The organism is Candidatus Lernaella stagnicola, assembly GCA_030765525.1.
In the GTDB taxonomy this organism is placed as follows: domain Bacteria; phylum Lernaellota; class Lernaellaia; order Lernaellales; family Lernaellaceae; genus Lernaella; species Lernaella stagnicola.
Window position 1 is genome coordinate 129,630 of sequence record JAVCCK010000042.1, and the last position, 19,968, is coordinate 149,597.

Annotated in this window: 17 protein-coding genes; 3 read left to right on the forward strand and 14 right to left on the reverse strand. The window is 61.8% G+C overall.

Annotation, left to right across the window (positions count from 1 at the left end):
• The 10 genes from P9L99_20165 to P9L99_20210 form a co-directional block, all read right to left on the reverse strand.
• The gene (locus P9L99_20165) at nt 1-1,179 is read right to left on the reverse strand and encodes a putative peptidoglycan glycosyltransferase FtsW (GenBank protein MDP8225686.1); all 1,179 of its coding nucleotides are present in this window, start codon (nt 1,177-1,179) and stop codon (nt 1-3) included.
• A complete protein-coding gene (gene murD / locus P9L99_20170) occupies nt 1,176-2,507 on the reverse strand; it encodes a UDP-N-acetylmuramoyl-L-alanine--D-glutamate ligase (protein ID MDP8225687.1) in 1,332 nt (443 codons plus the stop codon). Before murD ends, P9L99_20165 begins: the two co-directional genes overlap by 4 nt.
• The gene (gene murF, locus P9L99_20175; protein ID MDP8225688.1) at nt 2,504-3,910 is read right to left on the reverse strand and encodes a UDP-N-acetylmuramoyl-tripeptide--D-alanyl-D-alanine ligase; all 1,407 of its coding nucleotides are present in this window, start codon (nt 3,908-3,910) and stop codon (nt 2,504-2,506) included. Before murF ends, murD begins: the two co-directional genes overlap by 4 nt.
• Nucleotides 3,911-3,912: 2 nt before the next feature.
• Nucleotides 3,913-5,430 carry a UDP-N-acetylmuramoyl-L-alanyl-D-glutamate--2,6-diaminopimelate ligase gene (locus P9L99_20180; protein ID MDP8225689.1) on the reverse strand — a complete coding sequence of 506 codons (1,518 nt, stop codon included), beginning with the start codon at nt 5,428-5,430 and terminating at the stop codon, nt 3,913-3,915.
• 10 nt (nt 5,431-5,440) lie between these two features.
• Nucleotides 5,441-7,528 carry a penicillin-binding protein gene (locus tag P9L99_20185; protein ID MDP8225690.1) on the reverse strand — a complete coding sequence of 696 codons (2,088 nt, stop codon included), beginning with the start codon at nt 7,526-7,528 and terminating at the stop codon, nt 5,441-5,443.
• Nucleotides 7,515-7,889 (reverse strand): hypothetical protein, encoded by a 375-nt coding sequence (locus P9L99_20190; protein MDP8225691.1) that lies wholly within the window; start codon nt 7,887-7,889, stop codon nt 7,515-7,517. Before P9L99_20190 ends, P9L99_20185 begins: the two co-directional genes overlap by 14 nt.
• A gap of 39 nt (nt 7,890-7,928) precedes the next feature.
• Nucleotides 7,929-8,861, reverse strand: coding sequence for a 16S rRNA (cytosine(1402)-N(4))-methyltransferase RsmH (rsmH, locus tag P9L99_20195; protein ID MDP8225692.1), 933 nt, complete (start codon nt 8,859-8,861; stop codon nt 7,929-7,931).
• On the reverse strand, nt 8,858-9,319 hold the full coding sequence (locus P9L99_20200) for a hypothetical protein (protein MDP8225693.1): 462 nt from the start codon (nt 9,317-9,319) through the stop codon (nt 8,858-8,860). Before P9L99_20200 ends, rsmH begins: the two co-directional genes overlap by 4 nt.
• Before the next feature lie 210 nt (nt 9,320-9,529).
• Nucleotides 9,530-9,934: an NUDIX hydrolase gene (locus P9L99_20205; GenBank protein ID MDP8225694.1), complete on the reverse strand. Its 405-nt coding sequence runs from the start codon at nt 9,932-9,934 to the stop codon at nt 9,530-9,532.
• Between the two features lie 8 nt (nt 9,935-9,942).
• Nucleotides 9,943-11,643: a serine/threonine-protein kinase gene (locus tag P9L99_20210; GenBank protein ID MDP8225695.1), complete on the reverse strand. Its 1,701-nt coding sequence runs from the start codon at nt 11,641-11,643 to the stop codon at nt 9,943-9,945.
• Nucleotides 11,644-11,913: 270 nt separating this feature from the next.
• On the opposite strand from P9L99_20210, the gene P9L99_20215 reads away from it, so the two are divergent.
• Together P9L99_20215 and coaBC are read left to right on the forward strand one after the other, a co-directional pair.
• Nucleotides 11,914-12,537 (forward strand): MBL fold metallo-hydrolase, encoded by a 624-nt coding sequence (locus tag P9L99_20215; protein ID MDP8225696.1) that lies wholly within the window; start codon nt 11,914-11,916, stop codon nt 12,535-12,537.
• Between the two features lie 11 nt (nt 12,538-12,548).
• Nucleotides 12,549-13,730, forward strand: coding sequence for a bifunctional phosphopantothenoylcysteine decarboxylase/phosphopantothenate--cysteine ligase CoaBC (gene coaBC / locus P9L99_20220; GenBank protein MDP8225697.1), 1,182 nt, complete (start codon nt 12,549-12,551; stop codon nt 13,728-13,730).
• On the opposite strand, the gene P9L99_20225 is transcribed toward coaBC, so the two are convergent.
• Genes P9L99_20225 through P9L99_20240 form a run of 4 tightly spaced genes read right to left on the reverse strand, consistent with a single transcriptional unit; the run spans nt 13,727 to nt 17,247 of the window.
• Entirely contained in the window at nt 13,727-14,113 is a 387-nt protein-coding gene (locus P9L99_20225; GenBank protein ID MDP8225698.1) for a hypothetical protein, read from the reverse strand. The genes coaBC and P9L99_20225 overlap by 4 nt on opposite strands.
• A gap of 50 nt (nt 14,114-14,163) precedes the next feature.
• Nucleotides 14,164-15,786, reverse strand: coding sequence for an alkaline phosphatase family protein (locus P9L99_20230; protein MDP8225699.1), 1,623 nt, complete (start codon nt 15,784-15,786; stop codon nt 14,164-14,166).
• 4 nt (nt 15,787-15,790) lie between these two features.
• A complete protein-coding gene (locus P9L99_20235; protein ID MDP8225700.1) occupies nt 15,791-16,648 on the reverse strand; it encodes a hypothetical protein in 858 nt (285 codons plus the stop codon).
• Nucleotides 16,649-16,668: 20 nt separating this feature from the next.
• Nucleotides 16,669-17,247, reverse strand: coding sequence for an ATP-dependent Clp protease proteolytic subunit (locus P9L99_20240; protein MDP8225701.1), 579 nt, complete (start codon nt 17,245-17,247; stop codon nt 16,669-16,671).
• Between the two features lie 124 nt (nt 17,248-17,371).
• Here P9L99_20240 and P9L99_20245 point away from each other — a divergent pair, with 124 nt between their 5' ends.
• Entirely contained in the window at nt 17,372-19,963 is a 2,592-nt protein-coding gene (locus P9L99_20245) for a penicillin acylase family protein (protein ID MDP8225702.1), read from the forward strand.
• The last annotated feature ends 5 nt before the right edge of the window (nt 19,964-19,968 follow it).

The following is a 19,968-nucleotide window of genomic DNA, read 5'->3' on the forward strand; positions in this document are numbered from 1 at the left end:
TTAATCTCCGGCTGCGCCGGCGAGTTCCCGGCGTGCCAACACGTGAATGACGCGGTTTTGTGCGATGGCCTCGGCTTCGCAATGCCGCGCCGCCGAAAGGATCACACCCATCAAAATAAAATTGAGTAGGGTGTTGGAGCCGCCGGCGGAAAACCAGGGCAGGCTCAACCCCTTGTTGGGCAGCAGCGACATGACGACTGCGGCGTTGATCACCACCTGAATACCGATCAGCGTGCCCGCGCCGATACCGAGGAAACGCAGGAAGGAATCCGTGGCCTTGGCCGTGATGCGGATCGTGCGCCAGATCAACACGAAAAACAGCCCGAACAGCACCAGCAGGCCAAGCAGCCCCAATTCTTCCCCGATGTGGGCAAGGATAAAGTCCGTGTGGATTTCCGGCACGTAGAAGGCTTTCTGCCAGCCGTTTCCGTATCCCGCGCCGAACCACCCGCCCACGCCGATGCCGATCTTCGCCTGCCACGGCTGCCAATTGACACCGAACAAACTCTCGTCGGTCGGAAATAGGAAAGCCAGCAGGCGTCGCAGGCGCCAGGGCGCCAGCCAAATCTGCGACACCACAAACAGCACGCCGACGCCGAGCACACCGGCAAGAAACCGCTTCTGCACGCCGGCTAGAAAGAGCATCACAAAAAGCAACATGCAAAACACGGCCGCGCCGCCCAGGTCGGGCTCCCAGGCAATCAAGGCGACAAAAATCGCGGTAACGCCGGCCATCGGCAACACGCCGTAGAGTGGATCGCGGATCTTCTCACCGATCTTCGACAGATAATGTGCGTAATAAATCACGATCGCGGCCTTGGTGAATTCGGACGGCTGCAGGTTGATCGGCCCCACGGAGATCCACCGGTACGCGCCGTTTGCTTTGTGCCCAATGCCGGGAATCCACACACAGAGCAGCAAAAAAACGCAGACGCCGAGAATCGCATAGACGACCTTCGGGCGGTTGATTTTGCTCAAGTCCACTTGAATCAAGCCCAGCATCATCGCCATACCTAGCGCGATGTAGATGGCCTGGCGCGTCAGGTAATACATGGGACCGTTCGGCAACTGCTGGCTGACACTAAACAGTGTCAGCAGCCCCCACGTCGCCAGCGCCAGCACTATCGCCAGCAACATCCGGTCCGGACTCGTTTGCCGTTTGGCTTCGTCGACTGTCATGGCTCCGTCCCCCACGCGCGCATTGCTGCACCGCGTGCCTCGAAATTCTCAAACTGGTCGAAACTGGCCGCTCCGGGTGACAGCAGCACCGCCTGCCCCGGTTGCGCGAGCGCTCTGGCGCGGTCGAGCGCCTCGGTGAACGGCACGACGATCTCCACGCCGGCGCCCGGTAACGCCGCCGCGATCGTTTCCGCCGCTTCACCGTAGGCAATCACCGCGGTCGCCCGCGTCGCGATGGCATCCGCCAACGTCGGCCATTCACCACCCTTATCCCGCCCCCCCAGAATCAAGACGACCGGCCGGTCCACGGCCGCCAAACTCGTGCGGACCGCGCCGGGTGTCGTCGCTTTGGAATCGTTGATATAGACCACGCCGTCGATGACGCCGATCGTCTCCAAACGGTGCGGCAAGCCCGAAAAACGGGCGACGACTTCCTCGATCGCCGCCGCATCCGCGCCCGCCAGCCGCGCCATGAGCGCCGCCGCCTCGAGATTGCGCCTATTGTGCTCGCCGGGTAGTTGGAAGTGATCTAGGTCGATGCTCTCCTCCACGTCCCCGAACTGCAGGATCAATTCGTCGTCCACGCAGAACGCGTTCGCGTCGTATCGGCCGAAGGTCAGCCGCTGCGCCGTCAGGTCCGCCACCCGCGCCGTGAGGCCTTCGTCGCCGACGTTGATCACCGCGAAATCGTCCGCGTGCTGGTGAGTCAGCAAATTCATTTTGGCTGCCGCGTAGGCGTCGAAATCGGCGTAGCGGTTCTGGTGATCTGGCTCCAAATTGAGCACCGCGCCGATCCACGGCCGCAGCGTGTCGATAGTCTCCAACTGGAAGCTCGACAACTCCGCCACGATGATTTCCGGCGGTGTTTCGGCCAGCGCCGCCTCGGCCAGCGGCGTACCCAGATTGCCGCCGATGAACGTGTTTTTGCCGGCCGCTTGCAGCATCCGTCCGCACATGACCGTCACGGTCGACTTGCCCTTGGTGCCGGTGATGCCGATCAGCGGAACGTCGAGACAATCGACGGCCAACTGCACTTCGCCGATCACGCGCGCACCGTTTTCGCGGGCCAGTTTAAAAATCGGCAGCGCCATCGGTACGCCCGGGCTCGCCACGACCAAATCCGCCCACCGGAACATCGCCTCGCTGTGCCCGCCCCATTCAATCGAACTGACCATGGATCCGAGCCGAGCGGCTTGCTCGCGCAGCTTCTCGTTGTCGCCGCTGTCGCTGATCGCCACTTCCGCGCCACGGCGAAAAGCCAATTCGGCCGCCGCACGCCCGCTGGCGCCCAGACCGACAATCAACACTCGGCGTCCGTCGAGATTCACGCGAGCGATTCCCCCTTCAATCCACGCACTACCCGTTCCATGCGCATGCCGCGGCTGCCTTTGACCAGAATGACGTCGCCACGCAGCGCGGTTTCCCGCAGGTCGTTTACGATCGAAGCATGATCCGACGCCTTGACGACGGCCGCCGAGTCCATTTGTTCTTCGGTGGCTCCCGCGGCGACAAAGTGGGCTTGGTCGCCCAGCAGGATCAAACGATCCAATCCCATCTTGGCCGCATGGCGCCCCAACCGGCGGTGCGCCGCCTCACTCTCGTCACCCAATTCGAACATGTCGCCTAACACCGCTATCTTCCGGCCCTCTTTGGCCAGCTCGTTCAAGGCCGAAAGCGCCGCGTCCATCGATCGCGGATTGGCGTTGTAACTGTCGTCGATCACCGTGATGCCGAATATCGACAACACCTTGCTGCGCATCGCCGCCGGCCGAAACGCTTCCAGACCCGCGACGATCGCCGGCAAGGGCACGCCGAACGCATGCGCCGCCGCCGCCGCCGCGAGGGCGTTGTACACGTTGTGACGGCCGAACGTGGAGAGCGCGACCTTCGCCAACTGCCCGGCCACGAACAGCTCCACGTCGATGCCCTCGAAACCCTTGGTGTGGATCGCCAGCGCCTTGACCTCGGCGTTTGCCTCCGGGTCGGCTGAGAAATACACCGCCCGAAACGGCTTGCCTTCGGCCATGCGCGCGACTCGCTCGTCATCGAGGTTGAGCACGGCGATATTGCCGGCGCCGAAGTTCTCCAGCAGTTCGCCTTTGGCCTCGGCGACCGCGCCGATTGTTTTGAGGTGCTCCAGGTGCACGGCCGAAACGTTGGTAATCACGCCGATGGTCGCTTCGGCGATTTCGGCCAGCCGCCGGATTTCGCCCCTCATCGACATGCCCATTTCCAAGAGCACGACTTGGTGGGCCGCGGTTTGTTGAAACACGCTTAGCGGCAAGCCGATCAGATTATTGAAGTTCCCGGCCGAACACAGAACCTGTTCCGGCAAATGGGCCTCAAGGATCTGCATGCACATTTCTTTGGACGTCGTTTTTCCCGTGGAACCGGTAATGGCAATCACCGGCACGCCGCGCTGGCGGAGCGTCCATCGAGCCAGGTCGCCCAGCGCCTGGAGCGTGTCGTCCACGCGGATGATCGCCGCGTCAAAACCCGTGGGCAGGTCGGCTTCGCGGCTGACCACCAGGCCCGTCGCGCCGCGCACCAGAGCTTGATCCAGAAAATTGTGGGCGTCGAAATGTACACCGGCCAACGCGAAAAAACAGTCGCCGGGTTGAATGCTACGCGTGTCGGTGCTGATGGCGTGAAAACGCGCTTCCGGCGCTCCGGTCAGGAGCGTCCCGCCTGTGGCGGCGACGATGTTGGCGGCGGTGTAGAGATCGTGCATCACTATTTCTTTGCCCTCTTAGCAAGCGCCTCGGTCGCGACTTCGCGGTCGTCAAAATGAATCCGTTCGGTTCCGATAATCTGGTAATCCTCATGGCCCTTCCCGGCGATCAACACGACATCCCCGGGCCGGGCGATATCAATGGCGACGCGAATCGCCGCGGCGCGGTCGGGCTCGACGGCGTAGTAGGAATCGCCGTTGCCGTTCAAGTCCCGCAACTGTTCGGGCTCCAACCTCTTGCGCCCGGTTTTCTCGACGCCGGGCAGGATTTGGCGGATGATTTCCGCGGGATTCTCTGTGCGCGGGTTGTCGCTGGTTATCAGCGAAATGTTCGCTTGCTGCGCCACTGCCTTACCCATCATCGGCCGCTTGCCGCGGTCCCGATCACCGCCGCAGCCGAACACCACGATGAGCCGGCCCTTGCTCAGACGCCGCAGCGTACCCACCACGTTCTCCAGCGCGTCCGGCGTGTGTGCGTAGTCGACCAACACCAGGAACTCCTGCTTGCCGACTGGCTCCAGGCGGCCGGGAATGCGGTCGCAAGCGGCCAAGCCGGCGATCACGGCCTCACCCGGCGTGTCTAGCCCGCAACACACCGCGGCGACGGCCAGCACGTTCATAGTCTGGAAATCGCCCAGCAGCGGGCTTTTCACTTCCAGTACTTCATCGCCGTATTGCAGTCGGCCGCGCAGGCCGTCGAAGTCGCATTCGACGTCGATCCAGTGCAAATCGGCGCCGGCGCCGTAAGTGATCGCGCGCACCGACGTCGCTTCCCGCACCTTCCGGCCGGCCGCGTCCTCGGTGTTGATTGCGGCGAACACGTGCGGCTTGCGTTTGGCCGATACCGGCAACATCTCCTCAAACAAGCGCAACTTCGCGGCCAAGTAGGCGTCCAGCGCCCCGTGAAAATCGAGGTGGTCGCGCGACAGGTTCGTGAACACGCCCGCATCGAAATGACAGCCGACCGCGCGCTGAAGTTGCAGGGCGTGGCTGGAAACTTCCATCACCACGGTGTCGACGCCGAAATTCTTCATTTCTTGGAGAATCGCCACCAAATCGGGCGCCTCCGGCGTCGTGAATCGCGCGGCCAGCACGTGGTTGTTGTAGTGATAGTTGACGGTACCGATCACGCCGACTTTCCGCCCCTCGGCTTGGAAAATCGCCTCCAATTGATACGTCACCGAGGTCTTGCCGTTCGTACCGGTGATGCCCACAACCCGCAATCCGGCTGTCGGGTCGCCGGCCAACCGATGCGCCGCGACCGCCGCGAAACGACGCGCGTCCGCCACCGTGATTCGTGCCACGCCGTCGGCCGCAAAATCTGTTTCGGCGGCCACCGCCGACGCGCCGGCGGCAATGGCTTGAGGAATGAACTTGGCGCCGTCGAGCTTTTCGCCCCGAATGGCAACAAACAGGTCGCCGGTGCGCACCTGGCGTGAATCCACCACGACGCGGTGGACCTCGGCGTCCCGATCGAACGTGGCCCAAGGCAAATCATCGACGATACGACTCAGCAGCATGCCTTACCCCTCAGTGCTTGGCCGCAAACACCAACTTAACTTTCCGCGCTTGACTCATTGACCGGCCCGGCGACGGCGATTGACGCACGGCGATGCCGGTCCCTTCCAATTCGAGTGTGACGCTGTGCCGACCGGCCAGCGCCTGTGCCTTGCGCATGGTCAATCCCAAGAAATCGGGAACGAAGCCGTCTTTGCAGTTGCGACTCGCAACCCGCGCCGCGTCGACCCGCGGCTGTTTTTCGTCACGATTCATGTTTGCCGCGATCTTGGCGGCCAACGCTTGCTCTTCTTGTTTTTGGACGGCGAACACGCCCAGGTAATCCAGCGACCGCGTCGCAATTTCCCGGAACGCCGGCGCCGCCACGACGCCGCCGAAGCCGACGCCGCGAGGTTCGTCAACCACCACGATGATGCCCAATACCGGCGCGTCGCCCGGCACCATCCCGATGAAACTGCCGACCCGCTTGGTGGGGTGGTATTTGCCGGTGCGCGGGTCGACTTTGTACGCGGTACCCGTTTTTCCGGCGACCGGGAAGTTACCGAGCGCGGCGCGCGTGCCGGTACCGCCGGAAGTCGTGACCAAGCGCATCATTTCGAGGACATCGTCGGCCACTTTTTCACTGACCACCCGCCGCACGATCTGGGGATTGTTCCGCTTGAGCACCTTGCCGTCGGCGTCAATGATTTCCGAGACGAGGTACGGCAGCATCAGCCGGCCGCCGTTGCCCAGGGCGTTGGTGGCCATCAGCAACTGAAGCGCGGTGACCGAAATGCCTTGGCCGTAGGAATGGGTGGCGATGTCGATCGGATACCAGTCTTTGTAGTTACGCAGGATGCCCTTGGATTCGCCCGGCAGGTCCACTCCGGTTCGCTGGCCCATGCCGAAACGGCGCAGCCAGTTGTACAACCCCTTCGCACCTAACCGCTGGGCGATTTTGCTGATACCGATGTTCGAGCTTTCCTTAATGATCGTCGCCGGGCTCGCCAAGCCGATGTTGTGCTCGTCGTGAATCGTGTGACCGCCGTAGTAATACTTGCCGAGGCCGCAGTGGATTTTCTCGTTCAGATCAACCTTGCCGTCTTCCAGCGCCATGGCCATGGTCAGCGGTTTCATCGTCGAGCCGGGCTCATACATATCCAACACGGCGCGGATGCGCCGATCACCCGGTTTGGAAATGTTGGCCGCGGCGGGATCGTAGGTCGGCCGATTGGCGATCGCCAAGATCTTGCCCGAACGCACGTCCGTTACGATCACCCAGCACCCTTTTGGGTGGTGCTTTTTGACGATCTCGTCCAGCGCCTGCTCGGCGAACCATTGAATCGTCGCATCCAGCGTCAACTTGAGATTGACGCCCTGGGTCCGGCCTTCAATATGCACCCCTTCGGAGAGGTACACGTTGCCTTTAGCGTCGCGCAGGGCAATGATTTCGCCGGATTGGCCCGCCAATTGATCTTCGTACTCCCGTTCGAGACCTTCCAGCCCCACCATGTCCACGTTGGTAAATCCGAGGACCTGCGCGGCCAAGTTGCCGCGGGGATAGGTGCGCGTGGATTCCTTGACGCGGTGGACGCCTTTGAGCATTTCGTCATCGAGTTGATCGATCGCGTCGGATTGTTCCGCGCTGATTTTGCGCTTGATCCAAACGAACTTGCGCTCGCTACGAGTCAGCCCGGCGAGAATCTTGTCACGATCCATGCACAGGATTTTGCTCAAGGCTTCCGCTGCCTGTTCCGGGTGCTTCACTTTGTGTGGATGCGCAAATACCGAGTCGACGTCGATGGCGCCGGCCAGACGTTCGCCGTTTCGGTCGAGGATTTCGCCGCGCGGCTTCGTAAGGGGCATGGCGGTCAGGCGACCCGCTTCGGCTTGTTTGACCAGGAAATCGTGCTGCAGCACGGTCAAATGGAAGGCGCGACCGCCTAGGATCGCGAAGGCGCCGATGAAAAACACGAGCAGCCAACCGGCGCGCACCCGCTGCGTTTCTTCCACGTCAAAAGGCGCTTTCTTGCGCATCGGGCGCACTTGCCGGCGGCGGCGCCAGAAGGGGCGCCGGCGGCGCCGGTAACGTAACAGACTGTCGTGGTTAGTTGGATCCATCGATCACAATCACTTTCTCGGCTTTCGGCGGCGCCAGTTTCATTTGGTGCGCCAATTTCTCCAGTCGTTTCGGGCGGCGCAGGCTTTCCCATTTGTCCTGCAATTCCTGCACGTCAAGTTCGAGTTCCCGCACATCGGCCGAAAGCAGCGTCATTTCGCCGCCCATTTGGGTCACCGTGCTGCGGATGTTGGCCAGCAACAATAAATAGAAGGAGAGGATCACGAGTGCGCCGGTCATTAACAGAATGCCGCCCCACCCAAACCAACGCGTAATCTTCTGAGCGATCGTCCGCCGCCAGCCGAGGTTTCTGGCACGCTTGCGCCTTCCTGCATGAGTGCGGGACAAAATAGATTCAGCCATCGTGCGCCCTCTCTCCCGGTCGTGCCTTAGCCTTTTTTTTTAAATTCGCTCTGCGACCCGCAACTTGGCGCTACGCGATCGCGGATTGCGTTGTATTTCCGCTTCGCTCGGAACAGTCGGTTTGCGCGTTACCCGCCGCAACGTCGGCTTTCTGCCGCATACGCACCGCGGAATTGTCGGCGGGCATTGGCAGCCTTTCTCCTCATCGCGGAAAAACTGCTTGACGATGCGGTCCTCCAGGCTGTGATAGGCGATCACCGCCACACGCCCGGCCGGTGCCAGTGCCGTCACCACCGCCGGCAAGAAATCCCGCAAAGCGCCTAGTTCGTCGTTTACCGCCACACGCAGGGCTTGCAGGACCTGAGTCGACGGATCGATCGCCTTATCCCCGCGTCGCGGCCTGCCTTTGACCCCGCGGGCGATTTCCCGCAGCCGCGTCCCGGTAAACGACGGACTCTCCTGCCGCGCCTTCACGACCGCCGCCGCCATCGCCCGCCAGCGCGTCTCTTCGCCGTACTCGCGGAAAATCCGGCCCAGTTCCTTCTCGGAAGCTGTAGCCAACAACTTCGCGGCGGTCAGGCTCTGCCGGCGGTCCATCCGAGCGTCCAATTCCACCTCGCTACGAAACGAAAAGCCCCGCGAGAGGTCGTCGAAATGAAAGCTCGCCACGCCTAAATCCGCACAAATCGCATTCACGTGCTCGATTGCGAAAGAACCAAGGATGCTATCCAACGTGCGAAAATTCCCGTGTACGAAACGGATTTGTGAGTGATGTCCGATTCTCTGTTTGACTTTTTCCAGTGCCGCTTCGTCCTGGTCGATGGCGATCAGTATGCCGTCGGGGCCAATCGCCGTTGCGATCGCCTCGCTGTGACCGCCCGCGCCGCATGTGGCGTCAATCGCCGTGTCTCCTGGCCTGAGCTTGAGTTGCGCAATGGTTTCGGTTAGCAGTACTGCATCGTGCCCGGTCATCCGCGCAGCCGTGCGGCGATCGCGGCTTGGATTTGATCGAATCCCTCCGCGGTCGTCTGGGCGATCAACTGCTGATACAGCGTCCCATCCCAGATGTGGAAACGATCCGTTCCGCCGGTCACGATCACATCGCGATCCAGCTTCCCCCATTGCCGGTGGTAGGGCGGCACCAGGATGCGCCCGGCGCTGTCCAACGACACCGATTGACCCGGCGTGATGTAAATCTCACGAAAATCACGCACGACCGGATCGAACTGCGGCTCCTTGGCCAATTTCTCAACGATCTGCTGCCACTCACTCACTAACACAACCTCAATCAGCGGGAACTTTCGGTTCAACGTCGTTGTGATGATGAGTTCGTCAATACCCCCATCGGCCAGGAGATCACGATACGCTTTGGGCACGTTAACGCGCCCTTTTGCGTCTCCCTTGACGGGATGAATCCCCATGAATTCCATCTGGCCCTCGCGCCCACGTTTCGGGAAGTGTATTGACACCTGCCCCCATTTAACCCCACTAATCGACAACATGTCAAGAGAAAAATGCGCATTTGTTGTCTAAGGGTTCAAAATAGCGGACGAATTCTCCGTCGGGGTAACGAAGCGCCATATATGGACGCGGCGCTTTTGCCGCCCCCTATATATTGATTTTCTAAGGGCGAATCAGCCCTATTTTATATCAAAATAATCAAGCAAAATGCGCCGATGATCGAATGCCAGGTCCAAATTTAATGCGCCTTCCCGGTCAAATATCCCCACTTCGCGCGCATCGTCCGCCGCTTTGGGCGTTCCCGTGGCCGTGGCAGCGTAGACGACCGAGAGCGTGTGAAATCGCGGATCGCGGTTCGGATCCGAATATACGCCGATCAGGTCGGTCAACTCCACCTCGAGCGACGTCTCCTCTTTCGCTTCGCGGGCCGCCGCAGTCTCGGCCGACTCGCCCACGTCGATAAAACCGCCCGGGATCGCCCACCCGTACGGCGGATTCTTTCTTTTTATCAACACGATACGACCGTCTTGCAGCCGAATGATAATGTCTACGGTGCACAGTGGGGTGACAGGTTTGAAACTCATTGGGGACTCTATTTCTTTTCGCAAAATTGCTCGTATGCGCGCAACCAAGGGCCGCGTTGATGGATACGCAACGCCCATTTCATATAATTTGCGGCTTTCCGGTATTCACCGTGCTGGGCATAGCCATGGGCCACGGTCGCCAGGTGCATCGCGGTACGGTTGAGGGCGCGATCGGCGGCGTGATTCCCGCTGTCGTAAACCAACGCCAATTTGTAGCTACGGATACAGTTGAATAACGGCGGAAAACCGTAAACTTGCTGCTCGAAGAGCCAATCGCCCGCGTTGGTCAGACCCTGGCTGGTTGCCGGCGCGAATATGGCCGAAATTCCGATAGGAAGCGCCAGAACGGCAAGGACGATCCCGGCGATCAAAAGCCGTTTTTTCCACGACCCCGGTCCTTTTGTTCTTTTCTGCTGTCTGACCTGTGTTGCCGCGCCCATCAAGCGGGTCTCAGGCAGCGGCGACGTAACCGGCTCCGTGCTCGGCGGCGGCGTGATGTCGGGTTGCTCGATCAGGACCGTTTCGTCCTCGACGAGGATCGATTCGAGCAACTGCCGGGCGGCACTGTGCGGATATTGGCTCACGTGGTCTTCCAGCAACTGCCGCGCCTGATCGGTTTCTCCCTCCGCAATCCACTCTTCGGCTTGCCGGCGAACTTGCTCGTCTTTCTCGGCCAGTGATTTGAGGTCGGCCAGTTTTCGGGAGAGCTCGTTGTGGGTCATGTCTTCCGGCCACGCATCCAACAACGTATTGAAGGCCTCACGCGGGCGACCGGTCGAAAGCAACCTGTCCACCTCGGCCACGACGGTTTGTTCGAGTATCGGCTCGGCGGAAAAATCGAACCGATCCTGAAAATCGCTTTCAGGGTCCGTCTCGCTATCCAGTGCTCGCTCGGCGTAATCCAGGGCCGCAACCAGATCGTTGGCCGTCTGGAAGCGCGCCTCTGGGTCTTTCGCCAAACAGCGATGCACGATTTCGGCCAGCGGCTCCGGGATTAGCGGCCGAATCGTTCGTAACGGCACCGGCGGCTGGCGCAGGTGGGCCGCCATGATTTCCGAGAGGCTATCGCCGTGGAAGGGCGGCGCACCGGTGAGCATTTCGTACATCAACACGCCCAAGGCGTAGATATCCGAGCGCAGGTCGTTGCGTCCTTCCCACTGCTCCGGCGCCATGTACGGCGCGGTTCCCAGGACTTCCCCGTCGGTGGTCAGATTGGCGCCGCCGGCGATTTTCGCGATACCGAAATCCATGAGGGTCGCGTTGTCTTCGTCGTCGACCATGATATTGACCGACTTGATGTCGCGGTGAATCGCTCCGGCCTTGTGAATGTGGCTGACGGCGCGGGCGATTTGCCGCATCACGTGAATCACGTGAGGGGGAGTGAGGCTACCGCGCCGGCGAATACACGCTTTCATGGTGACGCCGGCGAGGTACTTCATAACGTAATAGATCGTGCCGTTGGATTCGTCGACTGCGTGAATCGGCACGATATGGGGATGGTCCAAGTGGGCGAGGATCTTCATTTCCTCGACGAAACGCTGCACCAGCTTTTCATCGGACGCCAGATGCGTCGGCAGCACTTTGATCGCCACGGTGCGACCCAGGCCGAAGGTGATTTCCTCCGCCTTGTAAACGGCTCCCATGCCGCCCATCCCGATTTTCTCGACAATCTTGTATTTGTCCGAGAGTATGTCGCCCGGTTCAAACATGCCGTCTTTCGTGACTTTGGGTGCAACATTCCCGGCCCGTCCGTCGTTTGCCCGGGCGGCGCCGGCTGGTACTTATCTCTCAAGTTTCCATTATCATCGGCGACGATCTGAATGCAAGCAGTGCACGGCAACCTTTCTACTGGTCGACGGCCGCTCCCGCCTTTCCCCCGGCGGGCCGGGCACGCGAAGTCCCAACCGCCGCGCTCAAAGCTTGACCCCTCCGGCCGCAATGCCTATTCTAACCGCGCCGTCAACGAAGAAAGGTGCGTCATGATCATCAAGCAATTGCCGACCGGCCCGCTGGCCGTAAACTGCTTCATCGTGGGCGATCTGGATACCAAGGAGGCGATCGTCATCGATCCGGGCGGTAGTGTGGATAATATCGTCTCCGCGCTGGCCGAACACGAACTGCAATGCAAAATTATTTTCAACACGCATACCCATTTCGACCACATCGGCGGCAACGCCGACCTAAAAGACATCACCGGAGCCGAATTGATTACCCACCCGAAAGAAGCGCCCTTCCTCCAACAGGCCGACCAGGCCGCGCTGATGTTCGGGCTGCGCACCAAGTCGAGCCCCCCGGCCGACCGCACCGTCGTCGAGGGCGACACGATTGTGGTTGGCAAGTACGAGGGCGTCTTGGTGGAAATTCCCGGCCACAGCCCTTGCGGCTTAGCGTTGATTTTCCCGGGACACGCCTTCGTCGGCGACGCACTGTTCGCGGGCGGTATCGGTCGCACGGATTTCCCCGGCGGCAGCCACGACGCGCTGATCGGCGCGATTCGCGATAAACTTTACACCCTGCCCGACGACACCATCGTCTACCCGGGTCACGGGCCGAACACGACCATCGGGCACGAAAAGCGGACCAATCCGTGGGTTCACGTATAGGGGAGGCAACCATGCTCAGCGGCAAAAACGTCGTGGTGGGAATCACCGGCGGCATCGCCGCCTACAAAACGGCCATGCTGGTGCGGCTTCTGACCAAGGCCGGGGCGAATGTCGATGTGATCATGACGAAAAACGCCGCCCATTTTGTCGGCCCCCTCACCTTCCAGACGCTTTCGGGCAATCCGGTACACGTGGACACCTTCAAGCTGCTGGATACTTCCGACATTTCTCACACCAGCCTCGCCGACCGCGCCGATTTGGTCATTGTCGCGCCGGTAACCGCGAATCTGATCGGCAAATACGCCAACGGCATCGCTGACGACCTGCTGACCACAACCTTACTGGCCACCGTCGCCCCGGTGTTGCTCGCCCCCGCGATGAATCCCAAGATGTGGAATCACCCGGCCGTAACTGAAAACATGAAAACCTTGACCGCCCGCGGCGTGGCCCACGTCGGCCCCGAACCCGGGGAGGTCGCCTGCAAAGATTACGGCTACGGGCGCATGAGCGAACCGGAAGACATTCTCGAAGCCGCCCTGCCCTTACTCGTCAAGCCGACACTGGCCGGCCGCAAGATCGTCATCAGCGCCGGGCCGACCCGCGAACCCATCGATCCGGTGCGCTACATCTCCAACCGTTCCAGCGGCAAGATGGGCTACGCGCTGGCTCGCGCCGCGCACATCCTGGGCGCCGACGTCACGCTGATCTCCGGCCCGACCGCCCTGCCCGCGCCCCCGGGCGTGCATCGCATTAACGTCGAGTCGGCCGAGGGCATGCTCACCGCCGTGCACGCTGCCTTTCAGCAGGCCGACGCGTTGATTATGGCCGCCGCAGTTTCCGACTTTCGCCCCGCCGACCCGGTGGAGGAGAAGCTACCGAAAGACCAATTGCACGATTCGCTCAAGCTGGCCCGTAACGCCGATATCGTGGCCGGTCTTGCTGCGGAAAAGGGCAAGCGGCTTGTATTCGGTTTCGCCGCCGAAACCGGTGACGCCGACGCCAAGGCCGCCGCAAAAATGAAACGCAAGGGGCTCGACGCCATTGTAGCCAACGACGTGGCCGCGCCGGGTATCGGCTTCGACACCGATGAGAACGAAGTGCAGGTCATCTTCGCCGACGGCCGCACCGTTGCCCTACCTCGCCGGCGTAAGGAAGACTTGGCTTTCGCGATTCTGGAGGCGCTGTTCGGCTAATCACCCGTGGCGCAGGCGGGCGCCCCGGGGCAATCCTCGCAGTCGTCGCATTCGCGTACCATTTCGAAATCGCGCAGAGCGCACGTCGCGCCCAGGCACGTGGCTTCGGCCCAAGTTTCACAATCGGCGGGAATTCGGAAATCCATCGTACAGCCGGGGTTCAGCAGGCATTCTTCACTGCACCGATAATAGCAGGGTGCCGGTTCGAGGCCGGTGGTGTCATCGTCGGTGGGGATGTTTCCCTTGCGTTCCGGCTCGTTCTCGTCGTCCTCACTGCTCGTACACGCCCACCAAGTTACGAATACGAGTAGCACAACGATCACCCACGCGACCGTGAAAGCCGAGGATTTCAAAGCGCCGAACATCGTTCGCGATGATTTCATTTCCGTCACTCTCCCGCGAAAATCGCGCGTTTCACTCCCACGGTCCGGCGTCAGCCCAGATAACCCAGATCCTTCAGCCGCTGAACGATTATCTGCCGCTGCCGTTCGCTGACGTCGGCCGGGTCAGTCGTCACCTGCGGTGTCGGCGGACCCACGGCGACGTCGCGATGCTCGGGCCGCAATGAATCGACCAAAACCAACCCATCCAAATCGGCGGGCACCGGCCATCCGGCTAGGTGAAACAATGTCGGCAGTACATCCAGAATGTCGGCGTCGTCGAACCTGCCCGGGGCCACCTTGGGGCCGGCCGCCGCGAACACGCCGTGCAGGCGGTGGTTTCCCGTGTGGCCGACAACCACCGGCCCCACCGGCGTGCGACCCCAAAATTCCGTGGCGCCGCGCGTGGTGTAGGCGTAATCACGCATCATGACCAACAGGTCCGGCGCGTCGGCCATCGCCTCGCCGTGGTAAATGTCTTCTTTCTCGAGCACCGCATCGACAACCGGCCGGCCGTCCTCCGGATCGACCACCGCCAGCAGGGCCGCTTTGATCTGCTCCCGCACCCGCGGCGCTTCATCCTCGTCGACGATGCCCTCGGGTTCCCGGCCCGCCAGATTAAGCCACACGTTGCCGCACAAACCGGCGGCGTACGCGACCGTGCACGACCAATCGACGGTGGCAAAAGTGAGCTTGCGCGGATCGCCCAATCCCAACGCGAGAAGTTGATCGTCGTCGATGCCGTCCTGCGCCGGCGGCATGTTTTCCTTCACCCAGGCGTGCTTGCGGTCGGGATTCTCCGGCTCCGGCGGCGGCTGATACGCGCGAACCTTATCCGGGTCGAAGCGCAGCAGCCCGGCGTCGATCAAAACGCGATTCAGATAGACATCGCGCCGCAGGCTGCCGAAACCGTGATCGCTGACCACCATCAGGTGATCCTCCGGCCCCAGGCGTTCGAGCCATTCCCCCAGGCAGCGGTCGAGTTCAAGATACGTGCGGAAAACCGCGTCGCCCAAGTCGCCGGCCTGCCCCGGGTGCTCGATATGCTGCTCCTCCATCTCGCCCCACAAGGCATGCTGCACGCGGTCGGCGGCGACGTACACGAAAAAGCCCACGTCCAGCGCGTGCGCCTCCCACAAACGCAAAAAGGCTTGGTGGCGGGCGCTGAGCATGGCGAACACGTCGCGCAGGAAGGGCTCGGGTCGGTCGTACCAATGAATCATGGCGTCGATTTGGTAGCCGTCACCCAGTTGGGCGAGGATCTCCGGCGGCCACACGCCCTCCGGCAGCGACGGTGTGTGCATGCCCGTGACCATAAACCCCGGCAACGGTTCCGGCGGCCAGGTGAGCGGCACATTCGCCACACCCACTTGCGCGCCTTCGGGTAGGAACTGCCAGAAGGCCGGCGCGCGGCGGTCGCGGCTGGTCACCAATTCCACGTCGTACCGGCCCGCGGCACGTTTCCCGAAATCGAATATGCCGTGCCGACCGGGGTTCACGCCGGTGATCATGCTCGTCCACGCTTGCGGGGTCAGCGGATGAATCGTACTGCGCAGCGGCCCGTGGGACGACGTCTCCAGCCACCGTTGAAAATGCGGCAAGTGACCATCTTCGGCCCAACGAAACAAAAGTGACGGTTCGGCGCCGTCGATGCCCAGCACGAGGATGCGTCCCAACTTTCTACTCCACCACGAACACCGGCGCCGTGCCGGGTTCGCCGCCCGTGTCGCCCAGCAACACCAACGCGTTAGCTGTGACCGCAGCGGCAAGACTCATCGCGAGCGGCGCGTCCAGAAGCTCCCGGCGAAAATCCGCCCCCGGCGCTCCCAACCGCCCCCATACCCAACGGGGAGGTCCTTCGGCGAGGTCCGTCGAAACTTTCACGCGCGCGGTCGGCAGGTCGAAATGGGCATGCCCGGCGAATCGACGCGCCGCCGGCAAAACGTATAGGTGAAACAACGCCAGCGCCGCACTCGGCTCGCTGGGCAGGCCAAACCAAAAGCCATCTGCGGTCGGCACGAAACTCAACTCCGACGGCGTGTGGCCCACTTCGGTGAACTCGAGTTTGCCGTCAAAATCGTGCGCCACGGCAGCCGCCGTTTCGGGCGATGCGCCGATCGTGCACACGAACTCGGCGACCTCGAAAGCCCGGCGCACCGCGGCCAGATGCAAGTCGGCGCGATCCGGCACCTGCCCGACGTCAACCGGCATTACGCCGCGCGTTTGGGCGGCCGCGGCCAGAGCGGTCAGGCCCGGATGGGGTTCCACGTCGGGGGGTAGTTCATTGCCGGTCAGATCGCGGTTCACCGCCGTAAGCCCGACGCCCACCTGCCCGTAGGTGGGGATTTCCCGCATTCCGCCTTGGGTGAGCATGGCTTGATGCGCCGGGCGCAGCGTCGTACCGCGCGCCAGCCGCGGCGGGCCGACGAAATCAATTGCCAGCGCTCGCCCGAGGGCCAGGTGCGCGGGCCATTTTTCAACATCGGTTGTGTCGTCAAAATCGAGGATGCGTTGCCTGGCCTGGTGGAATTCGAGCAAAGGCATCTCCTCGTCAGCCGTTAGGGGAGTTTGAGTTGCCCGACTTCGTCGATGATTCCGTAAGCCTTGGCTTCATCGGCTCCCATGTAAAAATCGCGCTCGGTGTCAGCGGCAATTTTTTCGTACTTCTGGCCGGTGTGATACACGAGGATTTCGTTGAGCCGTTTTTTCAGGCGCAGGATTTCCTGGGTTTGGATTTGCACGTCGGTGGCCACGCCGTAGGCGCCGCCCAAGGGTTGGTGGATCATCACGCGCGCGTTGGGCATGGCAACTCGTTTCCCGGCGGTTCCCGCTGTCAGCAGCAGCGCTCCCATGCTGGCGGCTTGACCGAAGCAAACGGTCGATACGTCGGCATCGATCGAGTGCATCGTGTCGTAAATGGCCATGCCACCGGTCACAATACCGCCCGGACTGTTGACGTAGAGCTTGATGTCCGTCTGCGGGTCCAAAGCGTTGAGGTACATAAGTTGCGCCACGACTACGTCCGATTTCCTCTCGTCGATCTCGCCAGCCAGGAACACTATGCGCTGGCTGAGCAAATGGGAATAGATGTCGTAGGCAAGCTGGTTCTCTTCACGATCCACAACAAAAGGTATCATTGAGCCCTCCGAAAATCAGAACGGATCGCATCCTAGCGCCAAATTGCGGCGGCGTAAACCAGTGGTCTGGCAAGGTTTCCGGAGCCGTACTATAGTATGCGCGTTTTCCCCGACGGAGGTTTCGATGCGTACTCGTATCTGCATGCTCGTCTTTTTGCTCGTGGCTCTGCTTTTCCTGACTTCCTGCGCCGCCGCCCTGAAATGGATGGCCTACCGCAGCGACCCGCGCGGCCCTATCATCGCCGGCCAAATTGAAGTCGCCGCGCTCGACAGCCGCGTCGAAGTGATCCGCGATAAATGGGCCATTCCGCACATTTTTGCCGAAACCGAACACGATCTCATGCGCGCCGTCGGTTACGTGCACGCCCAAGATCGCCTCTTCGAAATGGACTTCTTCCGCCGCGTCGCCACCGGCCGCCTGGCCGAAGTTATCGGCGACCGGCCGCTCGTCACCGGATTGATCTACGGCGCGACGACCTCCCGCGAACAAGATATCGGCATGCGCATTCTCGGCTTCGAGCACAACGCGAAGCTGTATCTCGAATTGGCGCCGCCTGAGAGCGTCGCGCTGCTGCAGGCTTACGCCGACGGGGTCAACGCCTATCTGGCCGCTCACCATGACGACCTCCCGATCGAATTCGGCCTGATCGGTTACCAGCCCGAATTGTGGAAACCCGAAGACACAATCGCGCTCCAGCGTTTTCTCGGCTGGATGCTTTCGACCAACGGCGTAGTCGAGTTGCTGCGCGCCGCCTCGGACAAGCTCTTGGGTTACGAACAAACGGAGCTGCTTCTGCCAACTTATTCGCACCCGAAAGCGCCGCGCATTCTGCCGAATTACAAATTCCCGCGGCGCAAACCGTCGATCCCCTTCGATCCCACGCCGCTTAAACCTCTCGCGGCGGAAAACATTTCGTTGACCACCGTGTACCGCATGCTCGGCAGCGTCGGCAACGAAGCGACCGACGCCAGCAACAACTGGGCGGTCGCCGGATCGCGTACCGCCAGCGGATATCCCATTCTCGCCAACGACCCCCACCTGCCGCACCTCGCGCCGGGGATCTTCCACCTGACGCACCTTTCCGGCGCGGGCTACGACGTGATCGGCGCGACCTTCCCGGGCGTGCCGTTGATCGTGCTCGGCCACAACCGCCACGTCGGCTGGGCCGCCACCAACAACCAGGGCGACGTGCAGGACCTCTACGCGCACCAAGTCGACCCCGGACGTCCGGAGCGGTACAAGTTCAATAACACCTGGGAAGATTTCGTCACGCGCGAAGAAACCGTTTACATCAAAGAGGGTGCCGACCGCCGCGCCGAGCGGGTCCTGGTGCGCGTCAGCCGTTTCGGGCCGGTTGTCACCGACATGTTCGCACGCGATCGCACCAAAGACGTGATCAGCCTCCGATGGGCGGGGATGGATTTCATGGACTCCCCCACGGCCTTCTGGGAACTGCACCGCTCCAAAACACCGGAGGAACGGCGCATCGTCGCCGATAAATACTGGAAGAAAAAACGCGGCGACGACATCGCCGTCATGCGCCGCGTGAACCGTGACGTTACAAGCTGCGCCGAGTACTACGAAGCCATGAGCCGCTACGGTACGCTGCGCCAGAACTGGGTCTGCGCCGATACCAGTGGACACATCGGGTACGCGCCGATGGGCTTCGTCCCCGTTCGCAACCGCGGTGACGGACGGCGCATCGCCCGCGCTTGGCGCGACGAGGGACGCTGGATCGCCTGGGTTCCGCCCGAGGAAATTCCGCAACGGATGGACCCGCCGTCGGGTTACTTCGTCTCGGCCAACAACGCCACGACCGATTTGGATGCCTACCCCTACCCCTGGGCCTATCAATACGTCGCGGGGTACCGCGCCGCGCGGATCATCGAACTGATCGAGGCGCAAAAGCCGATCGACGCGGCCTACATCGCCCGCATGCACACCGACGTCTACAGTAAGCTTGGCGAGGAATTCGTGCCGCTGTTCGTCGAGGCCGGCAAGGGCGACGACGCGCTGACCGACGCCTGGCTGATCCTGGAACGCTGGGACCTCAAGGCCACCGCCGACAGCGCCGGGGCCGCGCTGTTCAACGTGGCCTTCGACGAACTCGCGAAAAAGATGCTGGCCGACGAAATGGGGCCGGATCTGTACCGCGCCTACACCTCTACGCACATGACTAACGGCATGCTGGCCGCGATTCTTCGCCAAAAGGACAGCCCCTTCCATGATTCGGTGAATAGCAAGCAGCGTGAGACTTGGGAGATCACCTACCGCCGCGCGCTGTCGGCCGCCTACGCGAAACTGCAGCAGGAACTGGGTCCGGACCCGGCCCTATGGCAGTGGGGCGACGTCCACATGCTGACCATCGCCCACCCGCTCGGCTCTCAGAGCGCGCTGGCTGACTCCGTGAATATCGGCCCCGTGCCGCACGGCGGCGGCAACGATACGATCTGGGCGTCGTTCTTCCGCGTCGGCTCGGGCGATTTCCACACGACCGCCGGCCCGGCCTATCGGCACATTGTCGACATGAAGAACCCGGCCTATTCGTGGCTGGTACTCGATACCGGCAACTGGGGTCGGCCGTTGACCGATTATTACGACGACCAATACGAACTCTGGCGCCGCGGCGAATACGCCCTCGGGTTGATGGATCGCGGCGACATCGAGGAACACGTGATGGGCGTGCTGGTGCTCGAACCGGCGAAGCTGCCCTGACGAAA